This is a genomic window from Phyllobacterium trifolii (assembly GCF_014192095.1).
GTDB lineage: Bacteria > Pseudomonadota > Alphaproteobacteria > Rhizobiales > Rhizobiaceae > Phyllobacterium > Phyllobacterium trifolii.
Genome location: NZ_JACHXN010000001.1, coordinates 58,318 through 80,082 on the forward strand (window position 1 = coordinate 58,318; position 21,765 = coordinate 80,082).

Annotated in this window: 17 protein-coding genes; 5 read left to right on the top strand and 12 right to left on the bottom strand. The window is 56.5% G+C overall.

Going from position 1 to position 21,765, the window contains the following annotated elements; genetic code table 11:
• Positions 1-37: 37 nt before the first annotated feature.
• From FHS21_RS00295 to pcsA, 5 genes are all read right to left on the bottom strand, one after another.
• Positions 38-958, bottom strand: a complete 921-nt coding sequence (locus FHS21_RS00295) for an ABC transporter permease (RefSeq protein ID WP_183660709.1) — start codon at positions 956-958, stop codon at positions 38-40.
• On the bottom strand, positions 958-2,049 hold the full coding sequence (locus tag FHS21_RS00300) for an ABC transporter permease (protein WP_112527240.1): 1,092 nt from the start codon (positions 2,047-2,049) through the stop codon (positions 958-960). The genes FHS21_RS00295 and FHS21_RS00300 overlap by 1 nt, the downstream gene beginning before the upstream one ends.
• Entirely contained in the window at positions 2,049-3,602 is a 1,554-nt protein-coding gene (locus tag FHS21_RS00305; RefSeq protein ID WP_183660919.1) for an ABC transporter ATP-binding protein, read from the bottom strand. The genes FHS21_RS00300 and FHS21_RS00305 overlap by 1 nt, the downstream gene beginning before the upstream one ends.
• A gap of 129 nt (positions 3,603-3,731) precedes the next feature.
• Positions 3,732-4,709 (bottom strand): quinone oxidoreductase family protein, encoded by a 978-nt coding sequence (locus FHS21_RS00310; protein ID WP_183660920.1) that lies wholly within the window; start codon positions 4,707-4,709, stop codon positions 3,732-3,734.
• Positions 4,709-5,461 (bottom strand): phosphatidylcholine synthase, encoded by a 753-nt coding sequence (gene pcsA, locus FHS21_RS00315; protein WP_312879825.1) that lies wholly within the window; start codon positions 5,459-5,461, stop codon positions 4,709-4,711. The genes FHS21_RS00310 and pcsA overlap by 1 nt, the downstream gene beginning before the upstream one ends.
• Before the next feature lie 152 nt (positions 5,462-5,613).
• On the opposite strand from pcsA, the gene FHS21_RS00320 reads away from it, so the two are divergent.
• Entirely contained in the window at positions 5,614-6,813 is a 1,200-nt protein-coding gene (locus FHS21_RS00320) for a UbiH/UbiF family hydroxylase (RefSeq protein WP_183660711.1), read from the top strand.
• Position 6,814: 1 nt separating this feature from the next.
• Here FHS21_RS00320 and FHS21_RS00325 read toward each other — a convergent pair whose 3' ends face one another.
• Positions 6,815-8,161, bottom strand: coding sequence for an Nramp family divalent metal transporter (locus FHS21_RS00325; protein WP_183660713.1), 1,347 nt, complete (start codon positions 8,159-8,161; stop codon positions 6,815-6,817).
• 139 nt (positions 8,162-8,300) lie between these two features.
• On the bottom strand, positions 8,301-9,245 hold the full coding sequence (locus FHS21_RS00330) for an AEC family transporter (RefSeq protein ID WP_183660715.1): 945 nt from the start codon (positions 9,243-9,245) through the stop codon (positions 8,301-8,303).
• 98 nt (positions 9,246-9,343) lie between these two features.
• On the opposite strand from FHS21_RS00330, the gene hspQ reads away from it, so the two are divergent.
• Complete coding sequence (gene hspQ / locus FHS21_RS00335; RefSeq protein ID WP_112527236.1) at positions 9,344-9,676, top strand: heat shock protein HspQ; 333 nt, start codon at positions 9,344-9,346, stop codon at positions 9,674-9,676.
• 52 nt (positions 9,677-9,728) lie between these two features.
• Here hspQ and FHS21_RS00340 read toward each other — a convergent pair whose 3' ends face one another.
• Positions 9,729-10,352, bottom strand: coding sequence for an invasion associated locus B family protein (locus FHS21_RS00340; RefSeq protein ID WP_112527087.1), 624 nt, complete (start codon positions 10,350-10,352; stop codon positions 9,729-9,731).
• 284 nt (positions 10,353-10,636) lie between these two features.
• Between FHS21_RS00340 and FHS21_RS00345 the strand changes: the two genes are divergently transcribed.
• Entirely contained in the window at positions 10,637-12,454 is a 1,818-nt protein-coding gene (locus tag FHS21_RS00345) for an extracellular solute-binding protein (RefSeq protein WP_183660717.1), read from the top strand.
• Between the two features lie 8 nt (positions 12,455-12,462).
• Positions 12,463-13,128, top strand: coding sequence for a DsbA family oxidoreductase (locus tag FHS21_RS00350; protein ID WP_112527083.1), 666 nt, complete (start codon positions 12,463-12,465; stop codon positions 13,126-13,128).
• Here FHS21_RS00350 and mfd read toward each other — a convergent pair whose 3' ends face one another.
• Both mfd and FHS21_RS00360 read right to left on the bottom strand, forming a co-directional pair.
• On the bottom strand, positions 13,129-16,629 hold the full coding sequence (mfd, locus tag FHS21_RS00355) for a transcription-repair coupling factor (protein ID WP_112551663.1): 3,501 nt from the start codon (positions 16,627-16,629) through the stop codon (positions 13,129-13,131). It lies immediately after the preceding gene.
• 7 nt (positions 16,630-16,636) lie between these two features.
• Positions 16,637-16,924: an FAD assembly factor SdhE gene (locus FHS21_RS00360; RefSeq protein ID WP_112527079.1), complete on the bottom strand. Its 288-nt coding sequence runs from the start codon at positions 16,922-16,924 to the stop codon at positions 16,637-16,639.
• 392 nt (positions 16,925-17,316) lie between these two features.
• On the opposite strand from FHS21_RS00360, the gene recG reads away from it, so the two are divergent.
• On the top strand, positions 17,317-19,425 hold the full coding sequence (recG, locus tag FHS21_RS00365; protein ID WP_183660719.1) for an ATP-dependent DNA helicase RecG: 2,109 nt from the start codon (positions 17,317-17,319) through the stop codon (positions 19,423-19,425).
• Here recG and FHS21_RS00370 read toward each other — a convergent pair.
• Positions 19,422-19,883 (bottom strand): cupin domain-containing protein, encoded by a 462-nt coding sequence (locus FHS21_RS00370; RefSeq protein WP_112527074.1) that lies wholly within the window; start codon positions 19,881-19,883, stop codon positions 19,422-19,424. The two genes, recG and FHS21_RS00370, sit on opposite strands and share 4 nt — an antisense overlap.
• Positions 19,884-19,935: 52 nt before the next feature.
• The gene (gene glmS / locus FHS21_RS00375; protein ID WP_183660721.1) at positions 19,936-21,759 is read right to left on the bottom strand and encodes a glutamine--fructose-6-phosphate transaminase (isomerizing); all 1,824 of its coding nucleotides are present in this window, start codon (positions 21,757-21,759) and stop codon (positions 19,936-19,938) included.
• Positions 21,760-21,765: the final 6 nt, after the last annotated feature.

Genomic DNA, 21,765 nt, shown 5'->3' on the forward strand with positions numbered 1-21,765 from the left:
CTGTTAAATCGTTCAAACTGTTCTTTGTGTCCGTGTCCTAGCGATCAGGCACGAAGGGTTTGCCGAGCGATGTCGGCGTGTTCATCAATGTCAGGCGTTTGTTGCGCGAAATCAGCACAAGCACGATGATCGTTGCAAGATAGGGCAGCGACGACATGAATTGCGAAGGAACGCCGATGCCGAGCGCCTGCGCATGTAGCTGGCCAATGGTTACAGCACCAAAAAGATAGGCTCCGGCGAGGATTCGCCATGGGCGCCAGGACGCGAAAACCACCAGCGCCAGCGCAATCCAGCCCCTGCCCGAAGTCATATTCTCCACCCATTGCGGCACGTAGACGAGTGAGAGCTGTGCGCCAGCCAAGCCTGCACAGGCACCGCCGAAAATCACGGCAAGGTAGCGGATGCGAACGACAGGTACACCCAGAGCGTGCGCCGATGTGTGATTGTCGCCGACCGCGCGCAACGTCAAACCTGCGCGCGTCCTGAACAGAAACCATGCCACGCCGATTGTCAGCAGGATGGAAATGTAGAAAATAGGATCCTGTCCAAACAGGACCTTGCCGACATAAGGGATATCCGTAAGCCCCTGTATATACAGCGAATCCATCCTCACACCCGGAAGGCCGACGAAGCTTTCACCAATCATCGCCGAAGCGCCAAGGCCAAGCAGCGTGAGCGCGAGGCCGGTCGCCACCTGGTTGGTGATCAGCGTCAGAGTCAGGAAACCAAACAGCAATGAAAAGGCAGCTCCGGCGAGGATCGCCGCGAACATGCCCAGCCAGGCCGAACCGGTGTATTGCGCAACCGCAAACCCGGTCACGGCGCCCATGACCATCATACCTTCAACACCCAGATTGAGCACACCGGAGCGCTCGACGACGAGTTCGCCCAACGCGGCGATGAGCAGCGGTGTCGCCGCTGTCGCCACTGTCAGGAGTATGGCCTCGAACATCGTCATCACGCGCCCTTCAACGCTGTGTCGCTCAAGCGCGACACAATCCGGATGCGATAATAAATCAGACTGTCACTGGCGAGGACAAAAAACAGGATGATGCCTTGGAAGATACGGGCCGATTTTTCCGAAATACCCAATGAAATCTGTGCTGCCTCGCCTCCCAAATAAGATAAAGCGAGCACCAATCCCGCAGCAATTATCCCCAACGGATTGAGCCTTCCAAGGAACGCGACGATAATTGCCGTAAATCCATAGCCCGGTGAAATGCTCGTCCGCAACTGCCCCACGGCGCCCGAGACCTCGGCGATACCCGCCAGCCCGGCTAACGCTCCCGATACGAGAAAAGCAAAGAAAGTCAGCCGACCGGCGCTGAAACCGGCAAACCTCCCTGCCCTGGAACTACGGCCAAGCACCTTGATCTCGAAGCCATTCAACGTGCGTGACAGCATGAACCACACAACCACCGCAGCGATTATGGCGAGGGCGAAACCCCAGTGCGCCCGGCCCGAATCTGGCCATATCGCGGGCAGGATGGCGCTATCGCTGAACTGTACCGTCTCGGGGAAATTGTACCCTTGAGGATTGCGCCACGGGCCCCGCACCAGCCAGTCGAGAAAAAGCTGTGCGACGTAAACCAGCATCAGGCTGGTGAGAATCTCGTTCGTATTGAAGCGGACTTTCAGAAATGCCGGAATCGTCGCGTAGGCCATGCCTCCCGCCATTCCGAGCAGGAGCATAATCGGCAACACATACCAGCCTTGGAAATCCGGGAAAACCACCGGCAGAATTGACCCTGCAATACCGCCTGCGATGAACTGTCCCTCAGCCCCGATATTCCAGTTATTTGAAAGAAAACAAACGGAAAGCCCTACCGCAATGAGGATCAGCGGTGCCGCTTTGACCAGCAGTTCGTGGATCGACCAGACCTCGGTCAAAGGCTCGACGAAATACGAATAGAGCGCTGAAATTGGGTTCTTGCCGAGTATGGAAAACAAAATCGCGCCTGCAATCAAAGTCAGGAACAGCGCGATGAATGGCGACAAGGCGCTGAACAAAGCTGAATGCTGCGGACGTTTGACGATTTCGATCCGCATCATGCGGCCCCCGCCGTAGCGTCGGCGCCGCCCATCATCAAACCAACGCGTTCCATCGTCATTGCCTCGATTGGCACAGATTCGGAAAGACGGCCATGTACCATTGCCGCGATGCGGTCGGAGATTTCGAAGAGCTCATCAAGGTCCTGGCTGATCACGATCACAGCGGAACCGCTGCGGGCAAGGTCGACCAATGCCTGGCGGATATGTGCTGCCGCGCCGGCGTCGACGCCCCACGTCGGCTGGTTGACGACGATCACGGATGGATTGCGATCAAGCTCCCGCCCGATGAGAAACTTCTGCAGGTTGCCGCCGGAAAGCGCTGATGCATCGGGGTTTTCTGCACTCTTGCGTACATCCATCTGCGTGACGATACGTTTCGCCGCAGATGCAAGGCTGGATTCCGATACAAGCTTCAGCACGCCGCCGGTCAGGAACATTTTACGATCCGTAGAATGGCGCGACAGGAGCAAATTGTTGGTTAGAGACATATCGGGCACTGCACCATGTCCAAGCCGCTCCTCGGGCACAAAAGCTGCGCCAAGCCTGCGCCGGGCCGATATTCCGATTCTGCCGGCATCTGTTCCGCGGATGCGCACGACGTGAGGACGTTCCTGCAGTACTTCGCCGGAAATCGCCTCAAAGAGTTCACCTTGGCCATTGCCGGCAACCCCGGCAATACCGAGAATTTCTCCACCATTGATCGACAGAGAGATATCATGAAGCGCCACCGAAAACGGCCCGCGCGGCCTCTGCGACAGGCCGTTCACCTCAACAAGCGGTATCCGGTCCGTCCATTCTGCCGGAAGCCTTTCAATGACATGGATGTCATTGCCAACCATCATCCGCGCCAACGACGCTGCAGTTTGCGTGCGTGGATCACATTGGCCGACAACCTTACCGTGCCTGAGTACCGTTGCGCGGTCACAAAGCCTGCGCACTTCCTCGAGCCTGTGACTGATGTAAAGGATGGATTTTCCTTCCGAGCGCAGACGCTCCAGTGTCACAAACAGAAGATCGGCTTCCTGCGGAGTGAGCACTGATGTCGGCTCGTCCAGGATGATCAGATCAGGATTTTGCAACAGGCAGCGAATGATCTCGATGCGTTGCCGTTCTCCAACCGAAAGATCACCGACAAGCGCGTCAGGATCGACCGGCAAGCCATAGGTCTGGCCGATCTCGCGGGCCCGTGTGGCGATCGTGTCGAGTGGCGACTTCTCGTCCAGCGACAGGGCAATATTCTCGGCAGCGGTCAGCGCATCAAACAAGGAAAAATGCTGGAAAACCATACCGATACCCAGTGATCGTCCCATGGCAGGACTGGTAACTGTAAAACGCTCACCCTTCCATGCAATGTCTCCGGAAGTTGGCTGCAATGCACCGAACAACATTTTGACAAGGGTGGATTTGCCCGCGCCATTCTCGCCCAGGAGCGCATGAATCTCGCCGGTTCCGATCTTCAGATCGATCCCGTCACAAGCCTTGAGTGTCCCGAAAATTTTGGTGAGCTTTTCGGCTTCCAGTAACGGTATTTCAGAGCCGTCTTTTGTTATTGTGCCTGTCATAATTCCCCGCGGCCAAGACCGTTTTTCGATCCTATGTCAGGCCCACCAAATTTGGAAAGTGCAAAACGTATGGTTGCGGCCATTTGCGCACAATATTCGGGCATTAATAACAGTGGCTTAAGGAATGAGCACTGTCGTGCCGGTGGTTCTCCGTCCTTCCAGGTCTCGATGAGCCGACGCAACGTCCTTCAGCGCATAGGTCTGGCCGATTTCAATGCGAATTATGCCCTTCGCCACGAGGTCGAAAAGCTCTTCGGCGCCAGCGACGAGCGCGTCGCGCGTTGCCGCATATACGAACAGCGTTGGACGCGTCAGATAAAGCGATCCCTTCCGTGACAGGATGCCGAGGTCAAACGGCGGAACCGGTCCGGAAGACTGACCGAAACATACCAGCATCCCGCGCGGGCGCAGACAATCCAGCGAGCCGTCAAACGTATCCTTACCGACCGAATCGTAAACGACATCGACGCTTTTGCCGCCGGTAAGTTCTTTTACCCGTTCGACAAAATTCTCGGTCTTGTAGTTGATGACGTGATCGTAGCCATTGTCCAGCGCCAGCTTGACCTTTTCGTCCGACCCGGCCGTGCCGATGACCGTCGCGCCAAGATATTTTGCCCACTGCCCGGCGATCAGGCCAACGCCGCCCGCTGCAGCATGGAAGAGGATCTTATCACCCTGTTTGACCGGAAAGGTCTGGCGCAGCAGATACTGCGCCGTGAGCCCCTTCAGCATCATTGAAGCGGCCTGTTCCAGCGATATCCCCTCCGGCACCTTGACCAGGAATTTGGTCGCGATCAGTCGCTCTTCGGCATAGGCGCCTATGGAAGTGGTATAGGCGACGCGGTCGCCAGTCTTGAAATCCTCAACGTCGGGCCCGACCTCCAGCACGACACCAGCACCTTCATGGCCCGGGATCAGCGGCAGTCCGCTTGGCGACGGATAGAGGCCAGTCCGGTAATAGACGTCGAGGAAATTGAGCCCGATGGCTTCATTACGTATGCGCACTTCGCCGGGTCCCGGAGCGCCAAGGGTGATGTCTTCATAGGTCAGTACTTCAGGCCCGCCAACCCGATGAATGCGAACAGCTTTGACCATCATAGTTTCTCCGTACGACCAAGATTGGGGAACGCCTGCATCACGGCTCCAATGAAGAAGAGATAGATGCCCGTCACCGAAATGCCGATCCGCACCCAGAGCGGCGAATCCAGTTCCTGAAACAGTGAATATGCACCAAAGGCGCACCACAGGAAGAATATCGCAAGATTGAGTGGCCGCAAGCGCTGCACCCGCACGGGATGGAGGAAATAGATCGGCAGAAACGAGACGATCGCCGCAGCGAGAACGATGGCGAAGGCCACCCACTCTCCGGGGCGCACGATGAACAACGTGAAGACGATCATGTTCCAGACGACCGGGAAACCCTTGAAGAAATTCTCCTTGGTCTTCATGCCAGTGTCCGCATAGTAGATGGCACTGGAAACCACGATGATCGCTGCTGCCAGGAAGGACAGCCCCTCACCCATGAAGCCGCGCTGATACAGCGCAAAGGCCGGAATGAGCACGTAGGTCATATAGTCGATGATGTTGTCCAGAAGTTCGCCAGACCAGTTCGGCAAGACATATTTGACGTCCAGCTTACGTGCAATCGGCCCGTCGATACCGTCGACAAAAAGCGCCAGTCCAAGCCACCAGAACATCGCTGTCCAGCTTTCTTCGCTGGCCGCAACCACAGAAAGAAACGCCAGAAAGGAGCCTGACGCTGTGAGAAGATGGACGGAAAATGCCTTCGCTTGCGGTGCCGTTACCTTTTTGGGTGTTATGGCCTTGGGCAATATCGGTTTTTTCACGGTCCGTGCCAATCTGCTGCATGATAATAGTGCGCTCGCTGTTGTATCTTATCGATAGCGAACGATTTGTGAGCAGCTTTTCTTGAAAAATGCCCAAAGTGCAAGCAATTAGGCTAATATAAACTGTTGAAAGCGTGAAGCGGAGACAAACCATGACCAGTACCAGAACCGATCCGATTGTTGTTGCGGGCGCAGGTCATGTGGGGCTGATCGCGGCTATTGCACTTGCGCAAAGTTTCGACAATGTCATCAGTCTTGGCGTTCTACCGGAGGGTTCCGACAAACGCACAACCGCGCTGATGGTGCCTGCAATCAAATTTCTGGAGAAGATTGGCCTCTGGGACAGCATCGAGCCACACGCCGCGCCCATTGCCACAATGCGCATCCTCGATGGCACAAACCGGCTCATCAGGAGCCCGGCCGTAACCTTCGAGGCGAGCGAAATAGACGAGTCGGCCTTCGGCTACAATATTCCCAATATCACTTTGACATCAGTCCTGAGCGATGCGCTGAAAAATTCGAAAGTGAAGCACGTTGCTGCCTCGGCCACTCACTATCACCCAACTGAAAATGCGATTGCGGTCGAAGGCAGCGACGGTTCCGTGTACGCCGCCAATATCGTCGTCGCTGCCGATGGCCGTTCCTCGCTGGCGCGCGAAGCCGCCGGCATATCCGCTCGGACCTGGAGCTACAATCAGACTGCCATCGTCCTGAGCTTTAGCCATACGCGCGATCACCATGATATTTCAACGGAATTTCATACAGAACATGGCCCATTCACGCAGGTGCCCTTACCGGGTAATCGTTCAAGCCTTGTCTGGGTGACGACCCCGGCCCATGCAGCGGAACTGCTCGAACTTTCGCGTGACCAACTGGCAACACGGGTTGAAGAGCGCATGCAATCCATGCTCGGCGCCGTAACCATCGATGTCGATCCTCAGAGCTGGCCACTGTCCGGTCTTGTACCCAGTTCGTTCGCCCGCAACCGCGTGTTCCTGGCTGGCGAGTCGGCCCATGTCTTCCCGCCGATCGGCGCACAGGGTCTCAATCTCGGTGTTCGGGATGTCGAAACCTTGCTGGAAACTCTGCCGCTCGATGGTATGGACCTCGGTGCAGCCAGCGTTATAACTGCATATAATCGCAAGCGAAGCCCGGACATTCTGGCCCGGACGGGTGCAGTGGACGCGCTGAACCGTTCGCTCCTGTCGGATTTCCTGCCGGTTCAGATGGTTCGCAGCGGTGGCCTTGAGCTCTTGCGAGCCTTTTCACCGCTGCGTGGCTTTGTCATGCGCGAAGGCCTGCGGCCGGGTAGCGGCTGGCGGTTTTCGCACAAGGAGGCAGGCAGGCGCTAATTCACGCCAGCACGAAATCGCTTAGCAATTTCACGTTTAGCAGGGCGATTACCACGGCGATGAACATCGCGAATGCGGAGAGCCAGCGCGGTGAAACGAGGGCGCCCATCTTTGCCTTGCTGGCTGTGAACATGACCAGCGGGAATACGGCGAACGATAGCTGAAGGCTCAAGACCACCTGCGTCAGGACCAGCAGCTTCGCCGTGCCGCTTTCGCCATACCAGACCGTGACGATCGATGCCGGAATGATGGCGATGCCGCGTGTGATCAGCCGCCGCAGCCACGGCGCGAGCTTGATATGGAGGAAACCCTCCATGACAATCTGCCCTGCGAGCGTTGCCGTTACAGTCGAATTTATGCCGCAGCAGAGCAAAGCAATGCCGAAGAGCGTCGGTGCTATCGCCAGGCCCAGAAGCGGCGCGAGCAGCGAATGCGCCTCGCCGAGTTCTGCGACGTCCGTCTGACCCGTCTTGTGGAATGTTGCAGCAGCAAGAATGAGGATCGACGCGTTGATCAGGAGCGCGAACATCAGGGCCAAAGTGGAATCGATCGTTGCGTATTTGAGTGCAGAACGTTTTTCCGGCAGCGTACTTCCGTAATCGCGGGTCTGCACAATACCTGAATGCAGATACAGATTGTGCGGCATCACAGTCGCACCGAGAATGCCCAGCGCAAGATACAGCATCTCCGGATTGGTCACGATCTCCGTGGTTGGTGCAAAACCCTTGATGACGGCGCCCCACTCCGGATCCGCCATGAAAATCTGGATCGCGAAACAAACAGCTATGACACCGAGTAGCGTAATGATGAGCGCCTCGACCCAGCGGAAGCCAAGCTTCTGCAGGTAAAGGATAAGAAATACATCGAGCGCTGTGATGAGTACGCCAATTTCAAGCGGAATACCGAAAATCAGATTGAGACCGATGGCCGTACCGATAACTTCGGCGATATCGGTAGCTATGATGGCAATTTCCGCCAAAAACCATAGCGTATAGGCAACTGGCTTTGGAAAGGCATCGCGGCATGCCTGCGCCAGATCCCTGCCCGAGCCTATGGCGAGCCGGGCGCAAAGAGCCTGCAGGACAATCGCCATGATATTGGAAACAAGGGCAACGACAAGAAGCGTGTAACCGAATTTCGATCCCCCGGCGAGCGATGTCGCCCAGTTGCCAGGGTCCATGTAGCCCACGGCGACCAGATAGCCCGGACCGACGAAGGCCGCTGCACGGCGCCAACCCGGTCCGCTCGTCCGCACGGCGATCGAACGATGAACATCTGACAGTGACGCCTCGCCCCTTGCGTGTCGCCAGCCCCTGGGCGTGTCGACCGCCGGCCCTAGTTGATCCATGGAATACCCCTAATCGCAATTGCAAATCATTCGCAACTATATATACACAAAATCGGCAGCTGCAAGGGCCCAGCTGCGCCGAAAGCGCCAAGTGGAGCGATTATCTTGATAACAAAAACGCTGAGGGCGCCATCTTAAGTCAGGGAATGAGGCCATGCGTCATGAAATAAAGCCACAAGGTCAGGGTCGCAATTGAAAACAAGGTGGTCGCCAAAATGCTGCTGGATGCCCGCTCGACCCACACGCCATACTGTTGGGCGATGACAAAGACATTGGTTGCGGTAGGCAATGCCGCCATGAGCATGGCCGTGTAAATCCACACCGGCGGAAAATTCCCGACAAGATTCAGCACCCCATAAATCAGTAACGGCTGAACCAGCAGCTTGATGGGGACGATGAGATAAAGCTCCCTCGGTACGCGCCGCAGTGGGCGTAATGCAAGCGTTGCGCCCATGGCAAAGAGCGCGCAAGGCGCTGCTGCCTTGGCAAGGAGATCGATCATGCGGTCGATTGCGACAGGTGGCTCGATACCAAGTATCGCGGCACCCACACCCATGATCGTCGCGATAATGAAAGGATGGCCGAATATCTTGCGTAGGACACCGATAGCGACGTCGCGCGGAGAACGCTTGTCATTGCCCGAAAGCGCCATCAACAGCGGTGCCATGACGAAGTGCAGCGTGTTGTCGAAGCAGAATATCAGCGCGACGGGCACGGCCGCCGACGCACCGAAGGCAAGAACTGCCAAGGCCGGCCCCATGTAACCAATATTGCCGTAGGCTGCAGCAAGCCCTTGAATCGTGCTTTCATCGATCTTCCGCGTCCGCGCGAACGCGCTCAGAAACATCGTCAGGAAAATGGCAAATGTCGACAAAGTGCATCCGACAATAAAGGTCCACTGGGTCAATTCCGCCACGGGCGTTTTCGAAAGTATCTGGAAAAATAGAGCCGGCAACGCCACATAAATGATGAACGTATTCATCCACCCCAGCGCTTCTAAAGGCTGGTGATTGATACGTGCCACGAAAAAGCCAAGGAAAATCAGTCCAAAGAATGGAAGTACCAGATTGAAGACACTGAGCATGACGGACTTTTTGAATTTATGGCGGGATAGAGTGGTCGCAGGAACCATTTAGGCTCGCGAGCTTTGATAGAAACAGATACCTACTACGAATGACGATGATGACACAGATACGCCATGCAAAATTTCAGATCGGCCAGGTGGTCAGCCACAGGATATTCGCATTCCGGGGCGTGATCTTCGATGTGGATCCGGAATTCAACAATACGGAAGAATGGTATAGATCTATTCCCGAGGATATAAGGCCGCGGCGTGACCAGCCCTTCTATCACCTTTTTGCAGAAAACTCCGAGAGCGAATATGTCGCCTATGTTTCGGAACAGAACCTTGTTCCCGATACGACCGGTGTGCCCTTGAGGCATCCGCAGATCAAGAACATGTTTGAAACACCGGAAAACGGCGTCTATCGCGTGAAAAAACCGCATATGAACTAGCAATAAAAAAGGACGCTTGAAGCGTCCTTTTTTAGCTCGCAGTGCCGGTTGATTAATTGCCGGTTTTGGCTTTTTCCTGCTCAGCCTTCATCTTCTCCTCGAACTCCTTCTGACGCTTCTGGACTTCGTCCTGAAGTGTCTTCTGGCGCTGTTCGAGCTCGTTCTGCTGCAGGCCGGGACCCTCATAAGCCTGGGTGAAACCGGTGAGCGCAACATTGATCGGATTGGGCTTGTTCTGGAAGTTGACCGAAGTCATCGTCAGCTGATTGCCTTTCTTGAAGGCAGCAAGCAGGTCATCGGACAAGGCAACTTCGGAGATGCAACGATCCGGGAAGCAGATGGCGTAATCAACCTTCTGAGTCTTGCCGCCATTGATCTGGAGGCCAACACCCGGGGCGATCAGACGGCCGGTCGGGACGGAAACCTGGAAGATCTTGCGATTGATCTTACCCTTGATCTCGATGAGATTGACGGCAGTCAGGAGCTGGCCGCTGTCGGCCGTCACGATATTCTGCGTATTGCAGATGTCGTTGTCTTCCTGTTTCGAGCAAACCTTGAACCAACCCTGAGGCGCTCTTTGCTGCTGCTGGGCTGAGGCTGGTACTGCCGCGGCGGCAAGTAATGCAACGGCACCGGCGAAGGATGCGGTTGCAGCGAAAGTCTTTCGGGTGGACATGGTCAACTGGTTCCTTTCAGCGCACTTATCCGAAGTGTGGCTTGATCACTTGTATTTGCTTGTCTGGCTTTGGTCACTAAATGCGGCAACAGAGTGACCCTAGAGCGAGATGCAATTATCGAACGCCGTGTTACACTGCATGCCGATGCAAATCCAGACTACTTTTGGCTGTCTATGAATTCAGATGGCACATAACACGTCTTCCGCCGCAGAATCGTCTTCAAATGATAGTCTTTGACACGAATCAGGGTAAATCGCGCCTTTAAGTGCGCAAGGTTGAGACGATGTTGAAGAGAAGTTTGCAGATTCTGGCGCTTTTGATCGCAGCATGTTCGGCAACGGATGCTTCTTTTGCAGAACCAACCTATGGAATCGCCATGCACGGCGAGCCTGCCCTGCCCGCGGACTACAAGAATTTCCCCTATGTCAATCCGGCCGCGCCAAAGGAAGGTTCCATTACCTATGGTGTAGTCGGCACATTCGACAGCCTCAATCCGTTTCTGATCAAGAGCATGCGAACGACCGCACGCGGCATGTTCGGCGATTCCGAATTTGGCAATCTGGTCTACGAATCACTGATGCAGCGAAGTGCTGACGAGCCATTCACCATGTATGGTTTGCTCGCCGAAAAGGTTGAAACCAATGACGAGCGAACCTGGGTCGAATTCACGCTCAATCCGAACGCGAAATGGTCCGACGGGCAGCCGGTAACGGCTGATGATGTGATCTTCACGTTTGATGTTCTGACCAAAAAGGGACGCCCCCCTTTTAGCAGCCGCATGAAATTGATCTCAAAGATCGAAAAAATTGGCGAACACGGCGTAAGGTTCACGTTCAACGAGCAGGCAAACAGGGAGTTTCCGCTGGTCTTGGCGCTCATGCCGGTCCTTCCGAAACATGCGATCGACATCGACAAATTCGACGCTTCGCCCTTGGCTATCCCGGTCGGCAGCGGGCCCTACATCGTTTCGAAGGTTCAGCCGGGCCAGCGTATCGTTTTCAAGCGAAACCCCGACTACTGGGGCGCTGACTTGCCGAGCAGGGTCGGGTTCAACAATTTTGAAACCGTGACGGTCGAGTATTTCCGTAACGATCAGGCGCAGTTCGAAGCGTTCAAGAAAGGCGTTTTCGACGTCTTCATGGAAGGCGATCCGAACAAATGGGCGACGTCCTATGATTTTCCCGCGGTTAAAGATGGCCGGGTCATCAGGGAGACGTTCCGGTCAAGATCGCCTGCCAACATGTTCGGCTTTGTGTTCAATACGCGGCGCCCCTTGTTTCAGGACAAGGCTGTCCGGGAAGCGCTCGCGCTCATGTTCGATTTCGAATGGACCAACCGCAACCTCTACGCCGGCCGCTATCAGAGACTAGGCAGCTACTGGCAAGGCTCGGAGTTATCTGCACTCGGCAAACCTGCAGACGCAACGGAACGCACGCTATTAGCTCCTTATCCCGATGCGGTGCTGCCGGAAGTGATGGACGGCACCTACGAGCCTGCCAGAACGGATGGAACAGGGCGCGATCGCAAGGAAATGAAGCGCGCTTATGACATTCTGGTCAGCCAGGGCTACAAGATCGAGAACGAGCAGATGCTTGACCTACACGGAACGCCGCTCTCATTCGAAATTCTGACGCGCTCCGTTGGCGAAGAGCGTCTTGGCCTCGCCTATAAACGGACACTTGAGCGACTTGGCATCGGGGCTACGATCCGTACAGTCGACGACGCACAGTATCAAAAGCGTCTGCAGACGTTCGACTACGATGTTATCCTGGGCGCCTATTCAAACTCGCTTTCGCCGGGATATGAGCAATTCAGCCGCTGGGGCAGCCAGTCGAAAGAAGTTGAAGGCAGTTTCAATTATGCGGGGGTAGCCGATCCCGTCATCGACGCATTACTGGACAAGATGCTCGCCGCCCGCGACGACGAGGAATTTACCAGCGTTGTGCGTGCCCTCGACAGAGTCCTGATCTCCGGCCATTATATGGTTCCGATCTACTACCAGCCCGAACAATGGGTTGCCCGCTGGGCACATCTGCAACATCCGGACAAGACGTCCATGGTCGGTAACCAGCTGTCCACGTGGTGGTCCGATAAACGATAGGAATAGCCATGACCGATAAAAAGTTCACGATCGACGTGGTGTCGGATGTCGTTTGCCCTTGGTGTTTTCTCGGACGGAAGCGTTTGGAAAGCGCGCTCGCGCTCAATCCTGACCTCGACGTAATTGTGAATTGGCGACCATTTCAACTCGATCCGACGATTCCACCTCAGGGAAAAGATCGCAATCGCTACATGCAGGAAAAGCTCGGCAGTTCCGACAAGATCTTTGAAATTCATCAACAATTGACTGAGCTCGGCAAGGAAGCCGGCATCGAGTTTGACTTCGAGGCCATCGAAATAAGCCCTAATACACTGGACGCACACCGCCTTATTCGGTGGGCATCGCAGGCGACCCCCAACGTTCAGGACAAGATGGTGGGAATTCTCTTCTCCTACTATTTCGAGCAGGGAAAGAACATCGGTGATCACCAGATATTACTGGAGGCCGCGCAAGAGGCCGGCATGGATGTCGCCATCGTTGCAAGCCTGTTGCCAACCGACGCCGATACTCTCGGTGTGCGGCAGGAAATCGACACCGCCAACCAGATCGGGGTGCGCGGCGTTCCCTGCTTCATCCTCGATCAGAAATACGCCGTCATGGGTGCGCAATCTGCAGAGGCTCTGGCAGATGCCATCCGCCAGGCCGCCGATGGCTTTGAGCCGCGTCCCGTCTGACTATGCGGCCTCAGCGAGTTTCGCCAGCTGCGTCATGACGACCGCTGCACCGTTGAGACGCTTTTCTGCTGTCGGCCAGTCGCGCACAAAGACAATACTCTGATCGGGCCGGATTTTCGCCATCGAACCCTGCTCGCCGATCATCTGGACCAGTGCAGCGGGGTTGTTGAACGTCTTGTTGCGGAACTGGATGACAATGCCCTTTGGACCCGCATCTAGCTTGTCCACATTGGCACGGCGGCACAGCGCCTTGATGTAGACGATTTTCAACAGATGCTGAACTTCTTCCGGCAGCGGTCCAAAGCGATCGATCATTTCGGCGCCAAAGCCGTCGATGTCCTGCAACTCCTCCAGATCGGCCAGACGGCGATAGAGGCCGAGACGCAATTGCAGGTCCGGCACATAGGTTTCGGGGATCATCACTGCGGTGCCGATCGCAATCTGCGGCGACCAGTGCCCGTCCTCGACTTCGCCAGTACCCTTGATCTCCGCAACAGCTTCTTCCAGCATCTGCTGATAAAGCTCGAAGCCGACCTCGCGAATATGCCCCGATTGTTCCTCCCCGAGCAGATTGCCCGCGCCGCGGATATCCATGTCATGGCTTGCCAGCTGGAAACCGGCACCTAGCGTGTCGAGCGATTGCAAGACCTTGAGCCTGCGTTCTGCCGTCTGCGTCAGCAGCTTGTTGGCTGGTAGCGTGAACAGAGCATAGGCACGTTGCTTCGATCGCCCGACGCGTCCGCGCAACTGATACAATTGCGACAGACCAAACATGTCGGCACGGTGGATAATCAGCGTGTTGGCGGTCGGGATATCGAGCCCGGATTCAACGATCGTCGTCGATAGCAGCACGTCGTACTGCCCGTCATAGAAAGCGTTCATGATGTCGTCGAGCTCACCAGGCGCCATCTGGCCATGGGCAGTCGCAACTTTCAGTTCTGGCACCTGAGCATCAAGGAACTCCTTGATGTCGCTCAAATCGGAGATGCGCGGACAGACATAGAAACTCTGCCCGCCGCGATAGCGCTCGCGCAACAGCGTTTCGCGGATCACAAGTGCATCGAATGGTGAGACGAACGTTCGCACAGCCATCCGATCCACAGGTGGCGTGGTAATCAAGGAAAGCTCGCGAACCCCCGTCAAGGCAAGTTGCAGCGTGCGCGGTATCGGCGTCGCGGACAGGGTCAGCACATGCACGTCCGATTTAAGTTCTTTCAGCCGTTCCTTGTGCTTGACGCCGAAATGCTGCTCTTCGTCGATGATCAGCAGACCGAGATTCTTGAACTTGATGCCGTTTCCGAGCAGCGCATGCGTGCCGACGGCAATATCCACCTGTCCCTCGGCAATGCCCTTCTTGTTCTCAGCCAGCTCCTTCGAGCCGACCAGGCGGGAGGCTTGCGCCACATTGACGGGCAGGCCCTGAAAACGCTGGGTGAAGGTCTTGAAGTGCTGGCGCGACAACAACGTCGTCGGCACCACGACGGCAACCTGGACGCCATTCAGGGCCGCCACGAAGGCAGCGCGCAGCGCTACTTCGGTCTTGCCGAAGCCGACATCGCCACAAATCAGGCGGTCCATCGGCTTGCCGAGCGAAAGGTCATCGATAACTGCGTCGATGGCACGATCCTGATCTTCCGTCTCGTCATAGGGGAATCGTGCTGCGAACTCGCCATAGAGGCCGTCTGGTGGCAACAGGATCGGCGCACCGCGCATCTGGCGTTCCGCGGCAATGCGAATGAGATGACCGGCAATGTCGAGCAGGCGTTTCTTCAGCTTTGCCTTGCGGGCCTGCCAGGCGCCGCCACCGAGCTTATCCAACACGGCAGTTGAAGTTTCCGAGCCAAACCTCGACAAAAGCTCGATATTTTCTACCGGGAGGAACAGCCGGTCATCGCCGGCATAGTGCAGTTCCAGACAGTCATGTGGTGCGCCGGCGGCCGTGATTGTCCTCAGACCGATGAAGCGGCCAATACCATGATCCACATGCACGACGATGTCGCCGGCGTTCAGCGCAGCAACCTCGCTGATAAAGTCCCGGTCGCGCTTGCGGCGCTTGGAATGGCGGATCAGCCGGTCGCCAAGGATGTCCTGCTCTGCAACAACGACGAGTTCGCCAGCATCGAAGCCGGTTTCCAGCGACAGGATGCCCGCAGTAATTTTGTCGCGAGCGAGCGCCTTGACCGTTCTCAAATCATCGACAAACTCGATCTTTTCGAGACCATGTTCATTCAGAACCTGCACCAGCCGGTCGCGTGTGCCTTCGCTCCATGCAGCAAGCAGCACCTTCTTGCCTGCAGCGCGCTCATCGGCGATGTGCTTTACAACGCTGTCGAAGACATTGGTGTCCTTGGCGGTCCTTTCCTCAACGAATGTGCGCCCACGATGCGCACCGGCGTGGATAACCGCTCGCCCTGTGACGAACGGCGCATCGAAAGGCGTGAAATCGATGCGCATGCCTGAGTTGATTGCCGACGCCTCGACCTGTTCAGGTGTCAGATACAGCGAACCCGGCTCGACCGGCTTGTATGGGATGCTATCGCCCGGCTCCTTGCCGTCGGATTGCCTTCGGCGCGCCTCATAGTGGTCCAGCACCATCTTGTGACGTTCAGCCATGGATTCGTGCGCGAGGTGATCGAAGACCACCGGCATTTGCCCCGCATGGTCGAAAACGGTCTCGAGTTTGTCATAGAACAATGGCAACCAATGTTCCATGCCGGCAAAGCGGCGCCCCTCCGAGATGGACTGATAAAGCGCGTCATCGCGCGACGGCGCCCCGAATTTCAACACATACTGCGAGCGGAAATGGCTGATGAGCTCGGGCGAGAGCGTGATTTCGCTCATCGGCTGCATCGAGAACTCGGTCTTTTGACTTGATGTTCGCTGCGACGCCGGATCGAAAGTCCGGATCGTTTCCAGAGTATCTCCGAAAAAATCCAGACGCAGTGGTTCTTCTGCGCCCGGGGCGAAGAGATCGAGAATGCCGCCGCGCACGGCATATTCGCCGACATCACGCACGGTTGGAACGCGCTCAAAGCCATTACTTTCAAGGCGTTGCACAAGCGCATTCATGTCGATTCGATTACCGGGCTTCGCCATGAAAAGCTGCTCTGCGAGAACTTTGCGCGGCGGCAATTTTTGCAGAACGGCATTGGCCGTCGCCAAAATAACGCCCGGGTGCTTGTGTTCGCGCAAGGCCGCAAGACCGGCAAGCGCCGCCAGGCGGCGCGCGGATGTATCGGCTCCGGGCGAGACGCGATCATAGGGAAGACAGTCCCACGCCGGCAATTGCAGCACCGGCAAATCCGGCTGGACGAAGTTCAGCACCTGTTCGATATCGGCAACGCGATTGCCGTCGCGCGCGATGAACAGCACGGGACCACCTGCCCCGGCCTCAGCTACCACTTTCGCCAAAGCAAAAGCTTCATAGCCATCGACAACACCGTCGATGACCACATGTCCATTGACGTCAGATTTCAGTCCGAGTTTGGTAAAGGCAGTCATTTCGCTTTCAGAATTTCATTTGCTGGCGGGATGCGACAACCCTTTGGAAGATCGGCGTATCGAATTCGGCGGGAACGGCAGCCTCCCCGGTGACCCACGTCAATAGGTCCCGGTCGAGCGCTTCCATCAGTGCTTCATATTGGTCAAGTTCATCATCGGACAAGGTGTCGATATGGGCGTCGGCAAACTGTCCGAGGATCAAATCCATTTCACGCATGCCGCGATGCCAGGAGCGAAACAGGATTTTTCGCTGTCTCGGCTGCAGATCGGCAGTGGTGCGACTGCTTCCAGTCATGAACTAGCTCCGTTTATGGCAATGAAAAGTATCGGGGCGCGATTGGTGCGGCTGGGTATAGCGTGCCTTGTTGCATCTGTCAGCCTTGCAACGCACATCGAACGCGTTAGAGCGAGATAAGTTTAGATGGCAACGTTCTGCCGGTGGGAATTCAGGACAAGGTCAAGGGGTTTGGCGAGGCCGATGCCTTTCCATCGGACGAAGCCGAAGTCCGATGGATTTGGCCAGAATTCACCCGGCCCTTTGGGTTTCCGGCTGGCGGACGGCCCACTTTGTCAGGCGGCTTCGTCCGATGGGTAAACATCGATCTCGCCACCTTCCGCGTGGATCGTCTCGCCATCCGAGAAACAGAACTGTTGCCATCTAATCTTATCTCGCTCTAAACGTTACGCATGCGTCCGTCATTGCTTGATCCCCTCTTTGCCTCCGTTCGTTCGCTTTCCGGTATCGGCCCGAAAGTGTCTGGCCTGCTGGGCACATTGCTCGGCACGCAGCCGCCGGGCGCCGAGCCACGCGTCGGCAATCTGGTCTACCTGCCGCCGCACAGCGTGATCGATCGACGCAACCGGCCGGGCATTGCCTACGCCCCGGAAGGCGCGATCGTCACGCTGGAAGTACGCATCGACCGCCATCAGCCATCGCCCAGCGGTCGTAGCAATGTCCCATATCGTGTCTTCGCCCATGACGATACCGGAGAAATCGGGCTCACCTTCTTTCATGCAAAACAGGCCTGGCTAGAAAAAGTCATGCCGGTTGGCGAAACGGTTATCGTGTCCGGCACCATGGAGTGGTTCAATGGGCGTCCGACGATGGTTCACCCAGATCATATTGCCAGTATCGAAGATGCTTCATTGCTGCCACTGGTTGAGCCTGTTTATCCGCTGACAGCAGGCCTGTCTCCAAAAGTGCTGGCACGCGGCATTCAGGAAGCGCTGGCCAAAGCACCGGATATGCCGGAATGGATCGATCCGCCAGTCCTCGAGAAGTATGACCTGCCATCGCATCGTCAGGCACTGCAGGTCCTGCACAATCCCCAAGATCCAAGCGACATAGCACTCGACCATCCCGCCAGACAGCGGCTTGCCTATGACGAATTTCTCGCCGGTCAACTGGCGTTGGCGCTGGTGCGCTTGAAAACACGTCGCCTTTCCGGTCGCAAGCTCGAAGGCGACGGCCATCTCATGGCGAAAATCATCGCAGCCCTGCCCTATTCGCTGACGAATAGCCAAAGCCAAACGATCAAGGAAATCATCGCCGATTTGCGAGAACCAGACCGGATGTTACGCCTGCTGCAAGGCGATGTCGGCTCTGGCAAGACCGTCGTCGGTCTCCTCGCCATGGCGCACGCCGCCGAGGCTGGCGGTCAATCGGCCCTGATGGTGCCGACAGAAGTACTCGCGCGCCAGCATTTCGCTACAATCGCGCCTCTGGCCGAGAAGGCAGGATTGCGTACGGCGCTGCTTACGGGACGCGAAAAGGGCCGTGAGCGTGAAGATATCCTGGAGGGTCTGCGGACTGGTGCCATCCACATCATTGTCGGCACGCACGCACTCTTTCAGGAAAAGGTCAGCTATCGCGATCTGGTGCTGGTTATTGTCGATGAGCAACATCGTTTCGGCGTACATCAACGCCTTCTCTTGACCTCCAAAGGGGCGGCGCCGGACATGCTGGTCATGACCGCTACGCCTATCCCGCGCACGCTGGTACTGACCGCGTTCGGCGATATGGATGTTTCGAAGCTGACGGAAAAACCTGCCGGCCGCCGCCCGATCACCACCGCGATCCTGCCAATGGAGCGGTTGAGCGAGCTCGTTGATCGCATGCGGACCGCAATAGCCGATGGTCAGAAAATCTATTGGATTTGCCCGCTGGTCGAGGAATCCGAACTGGTCGACCTCGTTTCGGCGGAAGAACGTTTCGAATCGTTGAAACCTCTGCTCGGTGACAGGATCGGGCTGGTTCATGGCCGTATGAATGGACCGGAGAAAGATGCCGCCATGCTTGCGTTCAAGAACGGCGACACACGATTGCTGGTGGCAACCACAGTGATTGAAGTCGGCGTCGACGTTCCGGACGCGACAATCATCGTCATCGAACATGCCGAACGTTTTGGTCTTGCGCAGTTGCACCAGTTGCGCGGACGTGTCGGGCGTGGGGACAAACCCTCGACCTGTCTCCTCATCTACAAGGGACCACTTGGCGAAGTCGCGCAGGCGCGGCTCAAGATCATGCGAGAAACCGAGGATGGTTTCAGGATCGCCGAAGAGGACCTGAAGTTGCGGGGCGAAGGCGAGTTGCTTGGCACTCGACAATCCGGCACGCCTGGTTTCCGGCTCGCCAGCATCGAGGCACATCAAGAGTTTCTGGAAATCGCCCGCAAGGACGCCCGGTATATTCTGACGCGGGATCCCGAATTGCAGAGCACGCGTGGCGAAGCGTTGCGCATCCTGCTTTATCTGTTTGAACGGGACGAAGCGGTGCGGCTGCTTCGTGCCGGCTAGGTGTCGGGATAAGGTCTGCCATCCTTGTACACGAACCGTCCGTCGGCATTGGAACTCATCATGTCGATGTCGGAGCAGATGGTAATATCAGAGGGTGAGCGTGTCCCCACTTCGAGATAAACCGCCATCGCACCCGATTTGTTGATCATGTGATGGCCATTGCCGGAATTCTTTGGGAAGGCCGCACAATCGCCGGCTCGAAGCAGTGTCTCCCCGCCATCCTCGACCAGCACCAACTCCCCGTCAAGCACATAGACGAATTCGTCTTCGGCCGAATGCCAGTGGCGCTGGCTCGACCAATTGCCCGGCGGTAAATGCATGAGATTGACACCGAAATCAGTGAGTCCGCCGAAATTACCAAGGCGCTGCCGGATGCGATCGGCGCAGGGTATGTCAAATGGCGGTGGATAGCCCGAACCTTTGTGTTTCGGTACAGCGACAGTGTCTATCTTGGGCATCGCAGTTCTCGACGTAACTGTTGTCGCTGCCCTTATAACCCGACGAGGCCAGTTATTCCACAGTTACAGACTTTGCCAGATTTCGAGGCTGATCGACGTCCGTGCCCATGAAAACTGCTGTGTGATAAGCCAGCATCTGGATCGGCAGCGTATAAACGATCGGTGTAATGACCTCCGGCATCTCCGGCAGAAGGATCGTATGCCACGTCTTCAATGTGCTGGCTGCTGCGCCCTTCTCATCCGTGATGAGGATGATCTTGCCACCACGCGCCGCCGCTTCCTGCATATTCGAGATGGTTTTTTCGAACCAGCGGTCATGCGGAGCAATGACGATGACCGGCATGGATTCGTCGATCAATGCAATTGGTCCGTGCTTCAACTCGCCTGCCGCATAACCCTCCGCGTGAATATAGGAAATTTCCTTGAGTTTCAGCGCGCCTTCGAGCGCCAGAGGATAACTCGTGCCACGCCCCAGATAAAGTGCGTGCTTGACCTGGCTGAGCTCGCGGCTGATAGCCTCGATCTGAGCTTCGAGCTTCAGCGCCTGCGTGGCATAGCGTGGAATTTCGGATAGTTCGCGCACAAGCCGGCGCTCTTCTTCGTCAGTGATCGTACCGCGCATTTTGCCGGCCGCCACAGCCAGCGATGCCAGAACGGATAGTTGGCAGGTGAAAGCCTTGGTCGAGGCAACACCAACTTCCGGACCTGCGAGGGTTGGAAATACGGTGTTGGATTCGCGCGCCATCGTCGATTCCTTGACGTTGACGATAGTTCCGATGCTCAGGCCCTGCTGCTTGCAATAGCGCAAGGAAGCCAGCGTATCCGCGGTCTCACCGGACTGCGAGACGAAGAGCGCAAGGCTATTTTTGGAAAGCGGCATTTCCCGATAGCGAAATTCGGACGCCACATCGATATCGACTGGCAGCCGGGCAATGTGTTCGAACCAGTACTTCCCGACCAGCCCGGCATAATAGGCCGTGCCGCAGGCGGAAGCTGCGATGCGGTCTACCTTGGCGAAATCGACCGGCGCTGCGCCAGGACGTATCGTTCCCTTGGAAAAATCGAGATAGTTTGCCAGCGTGTGGGAGATGACTTCCGGCTGTTCATGGATTTCCTTCTCCATGAAATGGCGGTGGTTGCCCTTGCTCACCAGAAACGCGGTGCCCGCCGATTTCTGCACGGGGCGGTCTACGATTTCGCCGCTTTCATCATAAATGATGACGCCACTACGGGTGAGCACCGCCCAATCGCCATCTTCGAGATAGGACAAATTATCGGTAAACGGTGCGAGAGCGATAGCATCGGAGCCCAGATACATCTCGCCTTCGCCATAGCCGACTGCGAGAGGCGGACCATTGCGGGCAGCAATCAGCAGATTGTCTTCGCCCTTGAACATGATCGCGATGGCAAAAGCGCCACGCAATTGCGGCAGTGTCTGGCGAACTGCCTCGACCGGCGCAAGGCCACGATCGAGAGCGCGGGTTACCAGATGGGCAACCGTCTCTGTATCGGTCTCCGTCTCGAAGACGTATCCATCCTTTTCGAGCATTGCGCGCAGTTCGGCAAAATTCTCGATGATGCCATTGTGGATCACCGCAAGCCGCGGCGTCGTATGCGGGTGTGCATTGCGGACCGTCGGCGCACCGTGCGTCGCCCAACGTGTGTGGCCGAGACCGATGGTGCCGCCGAGAGGATTTTTCTTCAGCAGCTTGTCGAGATTGCCAAGCTTACCCTCGGCCCGGCGGCGATCGAGCACGCCAAAATCGAGCGTCGCGACGCCGGCTGAATCATAGCCGCGGTATTCCAGCCGCTTCAGTGCATCCACAAGCAGCGGCGCTACCTGCCCACGCCCGATAATTCCAACGATCCCGCACATAAACGA

Excerpts from the sequence above, each read along its gene's own strand:
- recG (WP_183660719.1), top strand. The coding sequence starts at position 17,317 with ATGCGTCCGTCATTGCTTGATCCCCTCTTTGCCTCCGTTCGTTCGCTT.
- hspQ (WP_112527236.1), top strand. The coding sequence starts at position 9,344 with ATGACACAGATACGCCATGCAAAATTTCAGATCGGCCAGGTGGTCAGC.
- FHS21_RS00345 (WP_183660717.1), top strand. The coding sequence starts at position 10,637 with ATGTTGAAGAGAAGTTTGCAGATTCTGGCGCTTTTGATCGCAGCATGT.
- glmS (WP_183660721.1), bottom strand. The coding sequence starts at position 21,759 with ATGTGCGGGATCGTTGGAATTATCGGGCGTGGGCAGGTAGCGCCGCTG.
- FHS21_RS00370 (WP_112527074.1), bottom strand. The coding sequence starts at position 19,883 with ATGCCCAAGATAGACACTGTCGCTGTACCGAAACACAAAGGTTCGGGC.
- FHS21_RS00360 (WP_112527079.1), bottom strand. The coding sequence starts at position 16,924 with ATGACTGGAAGCAGTCGCACCACTGCCGATCTGCAGCCGAGACAGCGA.
- FHS21_RS00300 (WP_112527240.1), bottom strand. The coding sequence starts at position 2,049 with ATGCGGATCGAAATCGTCAAACGTCCGCAGCATTCAGCTTTGTTCAGC.
- FHS21_RS00310 (WP_183660920.1), bottom strand. The coding sequence starts at position 4,709 with ATGGTCAAAGCTGTTCGCATTCATCGGGTTGGCGGGCCTGAAGTACTG.
- FHS21_RS00325 (WP_183660713.1), bottom strand. The coding sequence starts at position 8,161 with ATGGATCAACTAGGGCCGGCGGTCGACACGCCCAGGGGCTGGCGACAC.
- FHS21_RS00330 (WP_183660715.1), bottom strand. The coding sequence starts at position 9,245 with ATGCTCAGTGTCTTCAATCTGGTACTTCCATTCTTTGGACTGATTTTC.
- mfd (WP_112551663.1), bottom strand. The coding sequence starts at position 16,629 with ATGACTGCCTTTACCAAACTCGGACTGAAATCTGACGTCAATGGACAT.
- FHS21_RS00320 (WP_183660711.1), top strand. The coding sequence starts at position 5,614 with ATGACCAGTACCAGAACCGATCCGATTGTTGTTGCGGGCGCAGGTCAT.
- FHS21_RS00340 (WP_112527087.1), bottom strand. The coding sequence starts at position 10,352 with ATGTCCACCCGAAAGACTTTCGCTGCAACCGCATCCTTCGCCGGTGCC.
- FHS21_RS00295 (WP_183660709.1), bottom strand. The coding sequence starts at position 958 with ATGACGATGTTCGAGGCCATACTCCTGACAGTGGCGACAGCGGCGACA.
- FHS21_RS00350 (WP_112527083.1), top strand. The coding sequence starts at position 12,463 with ATGACCGATAAAAAGTTCACGATCGACGTGGTGTCGGATGTCGTTTGC.